We start from the raw sequence: 16,186 nt of genomic DNA, 5'->3' as shown, positions 1-16,186 counted from the left end.
GCCCCAGTCGGCCGCGCCGTGCACGGTGCCGCTGGGGCATCACGCCGCGTGCTTGGTGCGAGCGGGTGGAGACGCGGCTGATTGGGTATCATCACCTCTGACGGCTCCCGCTCCCGGAGGCACCCGTGCCGCCCCACGAACCGACCGACGCACCCGATCCGGACGCCGCGAGTTCGTGCGTGCCCTCGGGGACCATCGCGCAGTCCCCCGACGATGCGGTTCGGGCCGCCGAGTGGTCGCAGCCCCCCGCGACCCGCGGGCTGCCCGCCATCCCGGGGTACGAACTCATCGGCGAACTCGGTCGCGGCGGCATGGGCGTCGTGTACCGCGCCCGGCACATCCGACTGAACCGCCCGACGGCGATCAAGATGCTGCTCGGCGGCCAGTACGCCGACCCGGTCGCGCAGGTGCGGTTCCTCGTCGAAGCGGAAATCGTCGCGCTGATCCAGCACCCGAACGTCGTCCAGGTCTACGAATTCGGGCAGCACGACGGGCAGCCGTTCTTCGCGCTGGAGTTCGTGGACGGCGTCACCCTCGCGGGGAAGTTGCACGACGCGGGGCGGTTCGGGCCGAAGGCGGCGGCGGAGATGGTCGCGAAGCTGGCCGACGCGATCGCGGCCGCGCACGCGAAGGGGATCGTCCACCGCGACCTGAAGCCCGCGAACGTGCTCCTCGACGAGAGGGGCGAACCGAAGGTCACGGACTTCGGGCTCGCGAAGGTCGGGCAGTCCGAGATGACCGCCAGCGGCGCGATCATGGGGACGCCGAACTACATGAGCCCCGAGCAGGCGGCCGGGCGGACCCGGGAGATCGGCACCGCCACCGACGTGTACGCGCTCGGCGTGATCCTGTACGAACTGCTCACCGGCCGCACCCCGTTCAAGGGCGAGTCGGTGATGGAGACGATTCAACAGGTTCTGGCGGGCGAGCCCGCGTGGCCGCGGAGCCTCGTTTCGGCCATCCCCCGCGACCTCGAAACGATCTGCCTCAAGTGCCTGGAGAAGGAGCCGCGGAAGCGGTACGGAACCGCCGAGGCGCTCGCGGCCGACCTCCGGGCGTACCTCGCCGGCCGTGCGATCGCCGTCCGCCCGGTGGGCACCATCGAGTACGCCGTCAAGTGGGCGCGGCGGCGGCCGGCCCCGGCCGCCCTCGTCCTGGTGACGCTGCTCGGCGTGTGCGGGATCGTGTGGAAGTACGTCGAGGCGGAACAGCAGCGGGACATCGCCGAGGCGCGGACCCGCGACGCCGAGGAACAAAAGGGGCTCGCCGAGGAGAAGCAGCACGAGGCGGAACAGCAGCGGGTGATCGCCGAGGGCCGGCGCAAGGAAGCGGAGCAGCAGAAGGCCATCGCCGAGGCCCGGCGGATGGAAGCGGAGGAGCAGCGGGAAACCGCGTTCGCCGTGTCGCAGTTCCTCGGCGGCCTGTTCGAGGACGCCGACCCCCTCGCGCTCACGGGCCGGATGTTCGGCGCGCACAACCGGGCCAACGGGGCCCAGGCGCTGACCGCGCGTGAGATCGTCGACCGCGCGGCCCTCAAGCTCAAGACCGAGCTGACCGACCGGCCCCGCATCCGGGCCGCGCTGCTCGACTGCATCGGGAACGTGTACCTCGACCAGGGCCGGGCGCGCGAGGCGGAACCGATGATCCTGGAAGCCGCCCAACTCCGCCGCAAGCGCTTCGGGGACGACCACATCGAGACGGCAACCAGCTTCCAGAGCCTGGGCGTGATGCACATCAGCACGGGCGAGTTCGAACTGGCCGGGAAGGAACTGGAGCAGGCGCTCGCGCTCCGCCGCAAGTACCTGGGCGGCGACCACGTCCTCGTCGCCGACACGCTCTTCTACCTCGGCCTCCAGCGGCTCCTCTCCGGCGAGCTCCCGACGGCCGAGAGCACCCTCCAGGAGTGCCTGACCGTCCGCCGGAGCCGCGGCGACACGGAGAGTCGTGAGATCGCCCTGGTGCTGCTCCTGCTCGGGCAACTGCACTTCCAGAACGACGCGCCCGCCAAGGCGCTCCCGCTGCTGACCGAGGCCGCCGCGATGCTCGACAAGATCGGCGGCCGGAACGACTTCTCCGGGGTCCTCAGCTCGTACCTCCAGGCCCAGTTCGCGGCGCGGCTCGGGAGCCCCAAGCGGGCGCGGGAACTCTACGCGGACGCCGACGCGAAGGCGATCAAGCTGCTGGGGGCCGACCACTACGTTCTGGTCGCGACCCGCACCCTCTTCGCCGACTTCCTGAGCGACCAGGGCGACCACGAGGCGTCGATCGCCCTGCGCCGGGGCGTGGTCGAGAGCCTCCGCAAGTCGTACGGCCCGGACTCGGCGGCGGTGGGCTTCAAGTTGCTCAGCCTGGCCCGCGCCGAACGGCACGTCAACCACCTGGAAGCGGCCGAGGCCGCCGCGCGCGACGCCGTCCGCATCCACCGCAAGAAGGCGAACCCGTCGGCGAGGGTCAGCGACCACCTGTCCGAGTGCCTGCACGTCCTGGGGGCGCTCGTGTACAACCGCGGCGACCACGCCGAGGCGACGGCGATCTACCGCGAGGCGCTCGCCATCCGGGTCCGGCTCGCCGAGGACGACGAGCGGACCCACGCGATCGCTCGCGACCTGACCCGGTTCCTGCTCCAAAAGGAGGGCGCGACCATCGCCCCCGTGTTCTTCGAACGGACGACGCCGGCGGGCGAGCCAAAGGTGGACACGGAGTTGGCCCGGACCTGGGTGCGGGGCGCGGAGGCGCTCGCCCGGCTCTGCCCGAAGCCGACCGCCGACGACGAGGTGAACGTGAAGTACATCCAGAAGCTCGCGGTCGTGGCGCTCCGCAGCGCCGCGGCCGCCGGCATGCGGGACTCGGAGGTGATCCGGGCCGCCCCCGAGTTCAAGCCGCTGCACGGCCGCGAGGACTTCCAGCAACTGCTGCGCGACCTCGCCGCAAAGCCCCCGAAGTGACGCGCACCGAGCCGCGGTTGACAGGTCGGCCCCGCCGTGGCTAAACTCCCCCGCCGAAATAGACCCGACGTGCCCGAGGCGACCGTGGAACGTGAGTGGCTGGCCCTTGTCCGTGGGGAGCGCCGCGGCCCGTTCACACTCCTCGCCCGTGCCGGCTTGCGGCTCGCGAGTTGGCCGTACGGCGTCGGCGTCGGTGTTCGCAACGGGCTGTTTAGCCGCGGCTGGAAAACGGTCCACCGGGCGGTTCCGCCGGTGGTGAGCGTCGGGAACCTGACCCTCGGCGGCACCGGGAAGACGCCGTGCGTCGAGTACGTCGCCGCGTTCTACCGCGACCTCGGCCACCGGGTCGCGATCCTGAGCCGCGGGTACGGGAGCGACGCCGGCCGCAACGACGAGGCGATGGTCCTCGAAGAGAACCTGCCCGACGTGCCGCACTTGCAGGGCCGAGACCGCGTCGCGCTGGCGGCCACCGCGGCGGAGGAGCTGGAAGCCGAGGTGCTCGTCCTCGACGACGGGTTCCAGCACCGCCGGTTGCACCGCGACCTGGACGTGGTGCTGATCGACGCGACGCGGCCGCTGACCCGGGACCACCTGTTCCCCCGCGGCACCCTGCGGGAACCGGCGAGCGGACTGCGGCGGGCCGGGGCGATCGTGCTGACCCGCAGCGATCAGGTGGCGGCCGCGGAACTGGAAGCGACCCGCGGCTGGCTGGCGCGGCGGTTCCCGGACACGCCGGTCGCGACGACCGAGCACCGGCCGGCGGAACTGCTCGGCGGCGACGGACCCGAGCCGGTCGAGTCGCTCGCGGGGAAGTCGGTCGCGGCGTTCTGCGGCATCGGGAACCCGACCGCGTTTCGCCGCACCCTGGAAACGTTGGGCGCGAGCCTGGTGAGCTTCCGGTCGTTCCCGGACCACCACGCGTACTCGCGGAGCGACGTCGACGAACTCGGTCGGTGGGCCGAGACGCTGCCGGCCGACGCGCTGGTCGCGACGACGCAGAAGGACTGGGTGAAGTTGCGGGTGCCCGAACTCGCCGGGCGGCCGCTGCGGGCCGTGCGAATCGGCCTCGCGTTTCGAAGTGGGCAGGACGAGTTCGACGCCGCGCTGCGAAGGATCGCGCCGGCCGAGTGAGGAGGACAGGATGTCCGCGGATCTCGTCGACTTGGTGCAGCGCCTGGGCCGCCCGCGAGTGCTCGTCGTCGGCGACGTGATGCTCGACCGGTACGTCTGGGGCAACGCCGAGCGGATCAGCCAGGAAGCGCCGGTCATCCTGCTCCGGGCCGACACCCGCGAGGAGCGGCTCGGCGGCGCGAGCAGCGTCGCCACCATGCTCCAGGCGCTTGGTGCACAGACCAGTCTCGTCGGAGTGGTCGGCCGCGACTCGGACGGCGTCCGCGCCGGGCAAATCCTCTCCGACCTCGGCATCGACGCGAGCGGCGTGGTCGCCGACACCGGCCGCCCGACGACGGTCAAGGAGCGGTACATCGGCCGCGCCCAGGACCGCCACCCGCAGCAGATGATCCGTGTCGATTACGAGAACCGCGCCGCCGTCACCGGCGACGTCGAGGCGCGGCTCATCGCGGTCGCCGAGGCGCAACTCGCGGACACCGACCTCGTCCTCGTCAGCGACTACGACAAGGGCGTCTGCACCCCGCGGGTGCTCGCCCGCGTCATCGCCCTGGCCCACCGCAAGGGCGTCCGCGTCGTCGCCGACCCGACCCGCGGCGGCGACTACTCGAAGTACATCGGCTGCTCCTCGGTCACCCCCAACCGCCTCGAGGCCGGCCTCGCGACCGGCCGCACGATCACCACAACGGCCCAGGCGCTGGCAGCCGCGGCCGAACTCCGCGACCGCCTCGGGCTCGAAGCCGGCATCGTCACGCTCGACAAGGACGGCATGGCCCTGGCGCACCGCGACGGCCGCTCGGTCGTGTTCCCGACGCGGCCGCGCCAGGTGTACGACATCACCGGGGCCGGCGACATGGTCATGGCCTCGCTCGGCCTCGCGCTCGCCAGCGGGGCCGACTACGACGCCGCGATCCGCCTCGCCAACGTCGCCGGCGGCCTCGAAGTCGAGAAGATCGGCGTCGCCACCGTCTCGCGGGACGAGATCCTCGCCGACCTGCTCCACGCGCCGTTCCGCACGGCCGACCAGCGCATCCCGGGCGCGGCCAAGGTCGCCGGGCTGCCGCAACTGCTCACCGACCTGGAGCGCCGCCGCGCCGCCGGGCAGCGGGTCGCGTTCACCAACGGGTGCTTCGACGTGCTGCACGCCGGACACGTCCAGTACCTCGCCGAGGCGCGGCGGCAGGCCGACTGCCTGGTCGTCGGGCTGAACAGCGATTCGAGCGTCCGGCAGCTCAAGGGGCCGACGCGGCCGATGAACCCGGTCGAGGCGCGGGCGCTCGTGCTCGCCGGCCTCCAGGACGTGGACTTCGTCACCATCTTCACCGAGCAGACCCCGCTGGCGCTCATCCGGGCCGTGCGGCCCGACGTGCTGGTGAAGGGGGCCGACTACCGCAAGGCCGACGTGGTCGGTGCGGACGTGGTCGAGGGGTACGGCGGCCGGGTCCACCTCGCCGACCTCCGCGACGGGTTCTCGACGACCAGCCTCATCGAGCGGATGCGGGCGGCCTGACCACGGGGGCGACTTGCGAAGGATCGCGCTGTTCCTGCCGAACTGGGTCGGCGACGTGGTCATGGCCACGCCGGCCGTGCGGGCCGTCCACGAGGCGTACCCGGCGGCCGACCTCGTCGCCGTGTGCAAGCCGTACGTCGCCGACGTACTCGCCGGCTCGCCGTGGCTCCGCGACGTGGTGCTGTGCGACAAGCGCGGCCCGAAGCCGCAGCGGACGCTCGGCGTCGCGCGCGCCCTCCGCGAGAACCCGCCCGATGCCGCAATCCTCTTCTCGAACTCGTTCCGCACCGCACTCGTCGCCCGCCTCGGCCGCTGCAAGCGAGTCGTCGGCTTCGCCCGCTACGGCCGCAGCCTCCTGCTCACCGACCGGTTGTACTACGCGAAGGACGCTCGCGGGCGCTTCCTCCCCACGCCGGTCATCAACGACTACAACCGCCTGGCGCTCGCGCTCGGGGCGCGCGACCCGGGCCACCGCATGGAACTGTTCACGACGCCCGCCGACGAGGCGGCCGCGGACGCGGTGTGGGACCGGTTCGACCTGAAGCGGTACCCGCGGGTCGTGGTCCTGAACCCCGGGGCGGCGTTCGGCGCGGCGAAGCACTGGCCCACGGCGCACTTCGCGCACCTCGCCCGGCTCGTGACCACGCGACTCGGGTGCGGGGTGCTTGTGCTGTGCGGCCCCGCCGAACGCGACCTGGCCCGGCAGGTCGCGGCCGAGAGCGGCACCCCGCACGCCTTCTCGCTCGCTGACAACCCGCTGTCACTGGGACTCACGAAGGCGATCGTGCGGCGGTCGAACCTGCTGGTGACGACGGACAGCGGCCCGCGGCACTTCGCGGCCGCGTTCGACCGGCCGGTCGTGACGCTGTTCGGCCCGACCCACATCGAGTGGACCGAGACGTACTACCCGAAGGCGCTGCACCTGCAAAAGAAGTTCCCGTGCGGCCCGTGCCAGCAGCGGGTGTGCCCCATCGACCACCGGTGCATGCGCGACCTCACGCCGGCCGACGTGTTTCCCGCGGTCGAGGCGCTCCTCACCCGGTTCCCGCTGCGGGCCGAAAGCGGGGTGCCCGATGCCGCGTAGCGTGCCGCGAACGGCGACGGTCTTCCGGCCCGCGGCGCACCAAAGCGGCGGGTGGGCCGAGGTGAACCCGGCGTTCGCCGAGCGGTTCCGCGCGCTGGGCATCGACTCCGCGGCGGGGTTCCTCGAACTCCCGGGCGAGGTCGTCAGCGGCCACCCGGACCGGCACGTCGTGCGGGTCGAACTCCCCGAGTTCGCAACCGCGTTCTACCTGAAGCGGCAGCACGCCGTGACGTGGCGCGAGCGGCTCCGCACCTGGGCCGCGGGGTTCGGGCGGGTCTCGCGGTGCGAGCGGGAAGCCGCCGTTCTCAAAGAATTGCAGGTGTCGGGCCTGCCCGGCCCGCAGTGGGTCGCGGTCGGGGGCGACGGCCGCGGCCGCGCGTTCCTGCTCGTGGAAGAGGTCGCCGGGGCCACCGACCTGCGGGCGGCACTCGGTGACAGCGTGCTGTCACCCGCCGGGCGGCGCGCCCTGGCCGCGCGCGTCGGGTGGGTGATCGGCCGGTTGCACGCCGCGGGCTGGAGCACGCCCGACCTCACCGCGAAGCACCTGTTCGTCGCTCCCGGCGGCGGCCTCACGCTCATCGACTGGCAGTCGGCCCGCCGCCTCCCGAGTCTGCCGCGGGCCGAGCGGCTCGCGGCGCTGGCCGCGCTGCACGCCTCGGTCGCTGACGACCTCGCGTCGACCCGCGACCGGCTCCGCGTGCTGCGGGCCGCACTCAACGCTCGCTGCGTCGCCCCAGTCGCGAGACAGATCGAGCGGCTCGCCGCGAAGGCCCGCACGCGGCGCTCGATCCGCGACCAGCGACAACCCGTTGTCACCGCGGCGGCGCAGCGGCTCGTCTGGGTCGCCGGCGAGGCCGTGTGTGCGGTCCCGGACGTGGCCGCGGTCTGGCAACGGCCGGCGGTCGCTGCCCCGTTCTACGGCTGCGAGCCCGCGACGCTCCGCACCGAACTCCGCGACGGCCGCGAGGGCGTGCTGATCCGCGGCCGGTCTGTCGCGCCGCTCGGGCGCTTCGTGGCAGCACTCCGCGGGCGGCCGTGGCGGTCGCCGGGGGTCACGCTCGGCCGCGTGCTGTTCCACCTCGAACGCTACGGCGTCCCGGCCCCGCGGCTGTTCGCCTTCGGCCAGCGGCTCACCGGCCGCGCGACCGCCGAGTGGTTCGCGCTCCACGAACTCCCTGGCGATGCGGTCCCCGGCTCGGTCGAACCGCACACCGCGGAGCAACTCGGGCGCGCGCTGCGTCGACTCCACGACGCCGGGTGCCGCCCGGTGGGCGAGCCGCTCGCGGCGTTCGGCGTCACGGCTCGTGGCGCGGCCGTGCGCGACGTGACCCGCGTTCGCCTGGTCCGCAAGGTGTCGCGACAGGCCCGGGGCCACGACCTCGCTGCGCTGGCCGCGGCCGTCCCGGAGTGGTCGCGGGCGGCCGTCGAAGCGGGCTATCTCGCCGGGCCGCGGGAGCGTATCGTGGCCCGATCGCCGGTTCGCTCACTCCCCGTTGTCGCAGGCTCATGAACGTGAACTCTCCACCGTCGGGCGTTCGCAATCCGTCGCGGCTCGTGCCCGCGGTCGGCGACCCCGTCTCGTGCCTGTGGCACCGCCTGTTCCGCGGCACGCGGTTGCTCCGCCGCGCCCCGGACTGGGAGCGGTTCGCCGGCGAGGGCTGGGAGTCCCGCATCATGGACGAGCCGGTCACCGACCGGTTGCACCGCAAGCAGGGCCGCTCGATCGGCCGCCGCGTGTTCGAAGACGGTGCCGACCGCCTGAGCGTGTACCTGAAGCGGCACTACAAGCTGCCGTGGGTCCACGGCGTCATGGCGACGCTGTTCCCGAACGGCGCGTGGTCGCCGGGGCTCCAGGAGTGGCACCACCTCACGTGGGCGGCGCAGCAGGGGTTCCCGGTGCCGCGGCCGGTTGCGGCCGGGCAGATGGTCGGCCCGGGGTTCCGTCTCCAGGGGTTCCTCGCGGTCGAGGAGCTGCACGGGATGCTCCCGCTGCACGAGGCCGTGCCGCTCGCCGCCGCCCAACTCGACGCCGAGGCGTTCCTCCGGTGGAAGCGCGGCCTGACCCGCGAACTCGCCCGGCTGTCGCGCGAACTGCACCGCCGCAAGGTGTTCCACAAGGACCTCTACTTCTGCCACTTCTACATCGCCGAGTCGCACACCCGCACCGTGCCAGCCGAGTGGGTGAACCGCGTGGTGATGATCGACCTGCACCGCCTCGCGAAGCACTCCGTCACCGCACCGTGGTGGCAGGTGAAGGACCTCGCGCAACTGCTCTATTCGTCGGACGTGCAGGGCGTGACGGCCCGCGACCGGGTGCGGTTCTGGAAGCTGTACCGGAGCGCGTGGCCGGGTCAGCCGCCGGGCGGGTGGCTCCTCCCGTTCGTCCGCTGGAAGTGGAGCCTGTACGACCGGCACCACCGAAGGCACGCGGGCGCGAAGTGATCGGCACACCGTGTTCCAATCTGACGCGGTTGGCGGGCCGCCACGGAGGGCGGCCCCTACCAGACAGTTCGCGTTTGGTTTGTAGGGGCCGCCCTCCGTGGCGGCCCGCGTGAGGCCAACGACTGCGACCTCGCAGCCTGCTACTCTCGGGTGACATCATGGACGTTGCACTGTGCTACGAGAGCGTGCTGCCGGCCCGGGGCGGGGCCGAGACGTACATCGGCGACCTCTCCCGGCGGCTGTCCCGTGACGGCCACGCCGTTCACCTCTACGCCTGCCGGTGGGACGCCGCGGCGCTGCCGGCCGCGACGCACTTCCACCGCCTCGACGTGCCGACCGGCCCGCGGTTCCTGCGCCCGTGGCGGTTCGGGGCGGCGTGCGAGGCGGCCGTGGGGCCGCGGCACGACGTCAGCATCGGGTTCGACAAGACGTGGGGCCAGGACGTGCTGTACCCGCAGGGCGGGCTGCACGCGGCGAGCGCCGCGCACAACCTGCTGAAGTTCTCGGGGCCGGTGGAGCGCGCCCTCGCGAAGCTCGGCAAGTGCCTCGACCCGGCCGCGTGGTCGTTCGCGCGGCTGGAGAAGAAGCAGTACCTCGGGCCGAAGAAGCCGCTCATCGTGGTGAACAGCCACATGGTGCGGCGGCACTTCGAGGAGTTCTACGGCGTGCCGCCCGAGGAGGTGCGGGTGGTGCGCAGCGCCATCGACCCGCTGCGGTTCGCGGCCGAGGACCGGCTCAAGCAGCGGTCCGAGGAGCGGGACCGGTGGGGCGTCGCGCCGGGCGAAACCGTCGGCCTGTTCGTCGCCATGAACTACCGGCTCAAGGGGCTCGCCCCGCTCCTCAACGCCTACGCGCTCACGCCGAACACGATGCCCAACCGCCTCGTCGTCGTGGGGCACCCGAAGTTCGCCCGGTACGAGCGGCAGGCGCGGCGGCTCGGCATCGCGGACCGCGTCGTCTTCCTCGGGCACCGGTCCGACCCGAAGAGTTGCTACTTCGCGGCCGACTACCTCGTCCACCCGACCTTCTACGACCCGTGCTCGCTCGTCGCGCTGGAGGCGCTCGCGTGCGGGCTGCCGGTCGTCACGACGCGGTACAACGGCGCGTCCGAACTGCTCTCCCCGCCGACCGACGGCGTGGTGGTGATCGACCCGCACGACGCCCCCGAACTCGCCGCCGCGATGGCCAAGATGTTCGACCGCGGCTACCTCCGCGAGGCCAGCGCCGCGGCCCGCGCCACCGGCTCGCGGTGGACCTTCGAGCACCACTACCAGGCGCTCCTGTCGGTGTTCTCCGAGGTGCGGCTCAGCAAGCGGGCCGCGTGACCGGCCGGGCGTGACGGTTGCGGAGGACCGGGGGAGGGGTCACCGCAACCGGCGCGAAGGCTTCGCAAAGGCCCTGAACTCTTCGCGAACGGTGCCGACTCTTCGCAACTCGACATTTTCTCCCACTCAAGCGACGGCCCGGTCCTCGCAACGAGACGTTTGCTCCACGCACACGTTGCGAGCACTGGCCCACAGCAGCGACGACCCGGCTGCCCTGAGCCCGTCTCGCTCCGGCCGTGTCCGACCGCGCGTCGCCACTACAATGCCGGGATGCCACCGCTCGCCGTCGCCCTTTTGCTCGTCCTCGCCGCGTACCTCATCGGTGCGGTCCCGTTCGGCTACCTCGTGGGCCGGGTGCGTGGGGTGAACCTGTTCACCGCCGGCAGCGGGAACATCGGGGCCACGAACGCCGCCCGCGTCCTCGGCGCGCGGTACGGCGTGCTCGTCTTCCTCCTCGACTTCCTCAAGGGCGCGCTGCCCGTCGCCCTCATCGTGCCGCTCGCGAAGTTCCTGCACCCCGACGCCGCCACGGCCCTTGGCGAGCCGGACGTTCTGCGGGTCGCCGCGGCGGGCGTCGCGTTCCTCGGGCACCTGTTTCCGGTCTACCTCGGGTTCCGCGGCGGGAAGGGCGTGGCGACGGGGGCCGGTGCGGTGTTCGTGCTGGTGCCCGGCCCGGCGGCGCTGGCGGTCCTCGCGTGGGTCGTCGTGCTGCTCGCGTCGCGGACGGTGTCGCTGGCGTCGCTCGCCGCCGTTGCGGCGCTGGTCGCGGCGCGGCTCCTCGGCACGCCCGCCCCGTTCGGCCAACAGGCATTACCGATCACATTGTTCACGATCATCGGTTCGGCACTGGTCGTGGTGAAGCACCATTCCAACGTGAGGCGCTTACTGATGGGTACGGAAAGTCGCGCGTTCCTGGACGGTCCGCGGCGCCGGGGCTGGGTCCGCGGGCTGCACGTCGTCGCGCTGGGAATGTGGTTCGGCGGCGCGGCGTTCTTCAACTTCGCGGCGGCCCCGGCGATCTTCGACTCGTTCGCCCGGGTAGTGAGCGACGGCCCGTCGGACCGCACCGCGAACGTGACGATCATCCGGCAGGACGCCCCGGAGGACGAGAAGAAGGCGCTCGCGAGCGCGCTGGCGGGCTCGGCGGTCGGGCCGGTGTTCCCGCGGTACTTCGGGATGCAGGCGGTGTGCGGGCTGGTCGCGCTCGTGACCGCGATGAGCTGGTACGGGGCCGGGGGCCGCGTCCACCGCCGCCGCGTCCACCTCCTCGTTGCGGCGTGCGCCACGGTCGCGGTTGCCTGGCCGCTGTCGAACTACGTGAGCGAGATCCGGCTGCTCCGCTTCTCGACCGACCCGGTGGTCGCGCTCGGGGCGAAGGAGGCGTTCGGCCCGTGGCACCTCGCCAGCCTGCTGCTCAGCTTCGTGACCGTGTGCCTCGCCGGGGCCGCCCTCGCGCTCGCCGGTAGCCTGCCGCACGACGACAACCCCGTGGCGTAGGGGCGTCGCCGGGCACCGGCGCTCGCGGTGAAAGCCGGCAGAAGGGGCTGGCCTGCCCCGCTACGGTCCCCAAGCCCGCGCCGCGGACGGTCCCTCCGTTGTGACCCGCATCGGCGAAGCATTTCAACACCGTGAGAGCGGTGGCGGAGTGGGTCCGTGTGGTTGGTGGGGTGGTGTCGCGTGCCCCCTCACCCGCGACTCGCAGAGCCTCGTCGCGACCTCTCCCCCCGGACGGGGGGCGAGGTGGGGGCTGCGGGTCCGCACCCGTGCCTTCCCGCAGCGCTCGTGGGAGGCCCGGCGAGCCCCACCTCGCCCCCGGTCTCGGGGGAGAGGTCGCCGCGAGTCTTCGAGCGGCGGGTGAGGGGCGGCCACCCGAACCACACCCCAGACTCGCAGTCAATTCCGCCACCACTTCTTGGGATTACACTGTTGGTTCTGGTGGGGCAAACATTCCTGTCTGCCCCACCAGAACCAAGCAGATCCGAGCCCAACTGCGCAACTCCTATCGGTAACCGCACGCCACAGGGGCTTTCTCACGATTTCCTCACACAAATAGCTTGGCTTCTTGTGCGGCTGCCCTTGAGAATAACTCGGTCGAACTACCGAGGACTCTCCCATGCTCGCTACCGCGCGACTGCTCACGCGCCTCGCCCTTGCGCTCCTCCTCCTGGGGGCCGCAACCGCCCCACGGGCGACCGGGGCGGACCCGAAGGCCGACGCCCCGGCCCCGGACGACGCCGACCAGATCCTGCTCGACCTCATCACGACCGGCGACGGGCTCAAGGACAAGGCGTTTGCCCGCGGCGAGTACAAGCACGTCCGCACGGCGTTCGCCCGCCACTTCGAGGCGAAGCACGGCGCGGACCTCAAGGCCCGCCTCGGGGACGACGCCGCCCCGCTGTTCGAGTTCCTCGCCGCCAACGCCGAGGTCCGCGAGACGCTGTTCACCGCGATCACCCCGGGCGAGGACGACCCGGCCGCGGCGCTGGGGGTGTTCCGCGACCTGTGGAGGGCCGACGCCGACGCGGTCAAGAAGAACGATGAACTGGCCGTGGCCGTCGCCGTGGTGTGGGACAGCCCGCGCGGCCCGTACGACTACCGCCAGCACCAGACCCGGGTCCGGGCCACGCTCCCCGACGGCGTGGCGAAGGTGGGGGCGCTCGAGAACTTCCGGTACGCCCTCGACCGGCAGGCCAAGTTGAAGGGGCCGCAGCAGCAGCTCCCGTGGGAGTTCCTGGTCCACACCGTCAACCACCGCACGCCGGTCGACGAGCGGGACTGGGCCGCGGCCAACTACCTGAAGCGGCGGGCCAACATCGGCACGTGCTACAAGGACGTCGAGTACGACATGGTGATGCTCCGGACCGAGTCCAAGACGTGCAAGCTGAACGACAAGCCGTACACGCTGGCGAGCCTCAAGCAGTTCGGCGGGGTGTGCGCCATGCAGGCCGACTTCGCCGCCCGGGTCGCCAAGTCGATCGGGGTGCCGGCCGAGTACGTCACCGGCGAGGCGAACTCCGGCGGCCTGCACGCCTGGGTCATGTGGGCCGAGGTCAAGGCGGTGAACAAGGACGCGGTCACGTTCACCCTGGAGTCGTTCGGCCGGTACAACCTGGACCACTACTACGTCGGCACCCTCACCGACCCGCAGTCCGGCAAGGGCACGACCGACCGCGACCTGGAGCGGCGGCTCACGGCCGTGGGCAACGCGCCGCACGCCAGCCGGCAGGCCGACCTGCTCATGCGGGCGTTCCCGCTCGTCCGCGACAAGAAGCAGCTTTCGGCGAAGGACCAGGCGGCGTACCTGAACCGGGTGCTCGCGCTGTACCCGATGTGCGGGGCGGCGTGGCAGGAGTTCGCGGCGCTGTCCAAGGCCGGCACGCTGACCGGCCCCGCGGAGGCGACCCAGCTCGTGACCCGGGCGGCCAACACGTTCACGAAGTTCCCGGACTTCTCGTGGGCGCTGGCCGACGACCTGCTGACCCCGCAGAAGGACAAGTCGGCCCGGTCCGGGGTGTTCGTGAAGCTGGTCGCGTCGTACGAGGCGCTCGGCCGGCCGGACCTGGCGTGCCAGTGCCGGCTCAAGCTCGTCGAGTACCTCACCGACGCGAAGGACCAGAAGGCGGCGTTCGACGGGCTGGCGTTCACCGTCCGCAAGTTCCCGGACGAGGGCCGGTACATCCCGAAGATGGTGGCCCGCATGCAGGAGGTGTCGAAGGACATCAAGGGCGGCGACGCCCTGATGGCGAAGTTCTACCTCGAACTGCTGCCCAAGGTGCCGCCGCGGCGGGGCAACGAGGTCAGCGAGTACTGCGTGCGGCTGCACGAGCAGGCCGTCGCGTACCTGAAGGACGCGAACCGCCCGAAGGACCTGGCGGTCGTCGAGCAGAGCCTGGCCCGGGTGAAGAGCGGGAAGGCCCAGTAACCCGACCCGTGGCGGACCGGTCCCGCCTGGTAGATGGTGGACCCGACCCGTGCCCACGACCGACGACGAACGGGCGCTGCTCGCGGCGATCGTGGCCGACCCGGCCGACGACACGGTGCGGCTCGCCTACGCCGACTGCATCGAGGAGCGCGGCAACGCACCCCGCGCCGCGTTTATCCGCACCCAGATCGAGGCCGAACACCACCACATCGACTCGCCCCGCCGCGCGGCTCTCGCCCAACGCGCCCGCGAGCTATTTTCCGCGCAGTGGATCGAGTGGTGGACCGAGGTGTGCGAGGCGCTCGGTTTCGTCGTTCCTGTGCCACGCCCGACGACACGGTTCGGCCGACTGGCCGATGCCGCTGGCTTCAGGACAAGGCCGGGGTCACCGTACACCGCGATTGCTGGCGCTTCGGATCTGTTCATCTACCAGTCGATCTATCGCCCAGGACACACTCAGGGGTTCCACCGCGCGACGTGGCGTCGGGGGTTCCCCGAGGATGTGAACTTCACCGCCCACCATTATCGACCGGGCCGTGCGGGTCCGCTCCTGACGCGGTGGACGACGGCCGCCCCTCTCACGGCAATCCAGGGTGTTCAGCCGCTCAAGGATGACCACTGGTCCGACGGTCCCCACTTGTGCGGGGTCCGTTCACTGGTGCTGCAAGACCCGGACGCGGCGTGCGTTCGTGCGGTGTTCCAGTCGCAGCGCCTGCACCGACTCAGCGAACTGGAGATTCGCACCCCGGACTTCGCGCGAGTACTTGAGGCACTGGAGCTTTCCCGGCCCAATCAACTCCGGCGCATGACGTGGGTTGTTGGGGGAGACGATGCCACTCCGGACGTGGCCGATTGCCCCCGGCTGTCGGACCTACGGTCGCTGACTTTGGCAACACTATCGTCAACCGGATCGCTCGCCCTTGCGCTGTCGCCCTACCTCACGGAGTTGGAGGAGTTACGCCTGGATCTGTTTGGACAACCGATACCCGCGGATTGCAGGGCGCTCACGTCGAGTGGTCACCTGCGGAGTCTTCGAACGCTCGCACTGACCACATACTGCGCCGACTACGACCAAGGCCCCGACCCGACGCCGGGTGTCGAGTGCCTTCGAGCTCTTCTCTCGGATGCGAAGTTGCCACACCTGGAAGAGCTGCGCATCAGTCAACTTCACCTTGATCGGGCGGGGATCGACGTCCTCGTGCGGTCACCGCTCATCAAGCAGTTGAAGCACCTGGCGTTCGCGGCACACCTCGCCGACGACCCGGCCGACGATGACCTGCGGCGGCTCCCGGAGATGTTCGACCTGGGCCGCATCGAGACGTTCGCGTTCAGCGCGGACCGTCACCGGCCCGGGCTCGATGAGCTTGTGCGGAAACTGGGGGAGAGGCTTCGCATGCCCGCGGTGCGGTAGCTCAGGCGGCGATGCGGAGGCGGGGCGCCTCGGTGCCGCTCTGCGCGAGGCTGGTCAGCTCGCGGCGGGCCTGCGTCAGCACCATGCTCACCGGGGAGTACGGGTCGAGCTGGTTGAGGATCAGCGACAGGTACTCGGCGGCCCAGCGGGCTTCCGTGGCGTCGATGGCGGGCGATTCGGTTTCGTGCATGAGAACGGTCGGATCGGAAATGAACATGACCCGGGAACCTCCTTGTTCGTGGGACAGCGGGAGGATTATCACCCGCGCCGGAGGGGTGTGCAAGACCAATCGGGGAATTGTGCCGGACGTGCGGGGTGGCGCGATTGGGAGGGCTCGTGAACTGGGCGAACCCTGAGCGCCAGCGAAGGGGTGGACGTCCACCCCCTCGCTGGCGCTCAGGGTTCGCCGGGCCGCTGGT

At 71.6% G+C, this 16,186-nt stretch carries 11 protein-coding genes; 10 read left to right on the top strand and 1 reads right to left on the bottom strand.

Annotated elements, in window-relative coordinates; all coding sequences use genetic code 11:
- Positions 1-125: 125 nt before the first annotated feature.
- From ACTIGN_RS18415 to ACTIGN_RS18370, 10 genes are all read left to right on the top strand, one after another.
- Positions 126-2,945: a protein kinase domain-containing protein gene (locus tag ACTIGN_RS18415; protein ID WP_439626457.1), complete on the top strand. Its 2,820-nt coding sequence runs from the start codon at positions 126-128 to the stop codon at positions 2,943-2,945.
- A gap of 84 nt (positions 2,946-3,029) precedes the next feature.
- Positions 3,030-4,076, top strand: a complete 1,047-nt coding sequence (gene lpxK, locus ACTIGN_RS18410; RefSeq protein WP_439626455.1) for a tetraacyldisaccharide 4'-kinase — start codon at positions 3,030-3,032, stop codon at positions 4,074-4,076.
- 10 nt (positions 4,077-4,086) lie between these two features.
- Positions 4,087-5,583: a D-glycero-beta-D-manno-heptose 1-phosphate adenylyltransferase gene (gene rfaE2, locus ACTIGN_RS18405; RefSeq protein ID WP_439626453.1), complete on the top strand. Its 1,497-nt coding sequence runs from the start codon at positions 4,087-4,089 to the stop codon at positions 5,581-5,583.
- A 13-nt stretch (positions 5,584-5,596) separates the two neighbouring features.
- Positions 5,597-6,667, top strand: coding sequence for a lipopolysaccharide heptosyltransferase II (waaF, locus tag ACTIGN_RS18400; protein ID WP_439626451.1), 1,071 nt, complete (start codon positions 5,597-5,599; stop codon positions 6,665-6,667).
- Positions 6,657-8,177 (top strand): lipopolysaccharide kinase InaA family protein, encoded by a 1,521-nt coding sequence (locus ACTIGN_RS18395; protein WP_439626449.1) that lies wholly within the window; start codon positions 6,657-6,659, stop codon positions 8,175-8,177. The genes waaF and ACTIGN_RS18395 overlap by 11 nt, the downstream gene beginning before the upstream one ends.
- Positions 8,178-8,179: 2 nt before the next feature.
- Positions 8,180-9,109, top strand: a complete 930-nt coding sequence (locus ACTIGN_RS18390; protein ID WP_439626447.1) for a lipopolysaccharide kinase InaA family protein — start codon at positions 8,180-8,182, stop codon at positions 9,107-9,109.
- Between the two features lie 158 nt (positions 9,110-9,267).
- Positions 9,268-10,434: a glycosyltransferase family 4 protein gene (locus ACTIGN_RS18385; protein WP_439626445.1), complete on the top strand. Its 1,167-nt coding sequence runs from the start codon at positions 9,268-9,270 to the stop codon at positions 10,432-10,434.
- A 270-nt stretch (positions 10,435-10,704) separates the two neighbouring features.
- The gene (plsY, locus tag ACTIGN_RS18380) at positions 10,705-11,931 is read left to right on the top strand and encodes a glycerol-3-phosphate 1-O-acyltransferase PlsY (RefSeq protein WP_439626443.1); all 1,227 of its coding nucleotides are present in this window, start codon (positions 10,705-10,707) and stop codon (positions 11,929-11,931) included.
- 616 nt (positions 11,932-12,547) lie between these two features.
- Positions 12,548-14,356, top strand: coding sequence for a hypothetical protein (locus tag ACTIGN_RS18375; protein ID WP_439626441.1), 1,809 nt, complete (start codon positions 12,548-12,550; stop codon positions 14,354-14,356).
- A gap of 49 nt (positions 14,357-14,405) precedes the next feature.
- Positions 14,406-15,767, top strand: a complete 1,362-nt coding sequence (locus ACTIGN_RS18370) for a TIGR02996 domain-containing protein (RefSeq protein ID WP_439626439.1) — start codon at positions 14,406-14,408, stop codon at positions 15,765-15,767.
- A gap of 1 nt (position 15,768) precedes the next feature.
- Here ACTIGN_RS18370 and ACTIGN_RS18365 read toward each other — a convergent pair whose 3' ends face one another.
- Entirely contained in the window at positions 15,769-15,957 is a 189-nt protein-coding gene (locus ACTIGN_RS18365; protein WP_439626437.1) for a hypothetical protein, read from the bottom strand.
- Positions 15,958-16,186: the final 229 nt, after the last annotated feature.

It is taken from the genome of Gemmata sp. (assembly GCF_051859125.1).
Classification (GTDB): domain Bacteria; phylum Planctomycetota; class Planctomycetia; order Gemmatales; family Gemmataceae; genus Gemmata.
The sequence above is the reverse complement of the archived record's forward strand: the minus strand, read 5'-3'. Positions and strand labels throughout refer to the sequence as shown.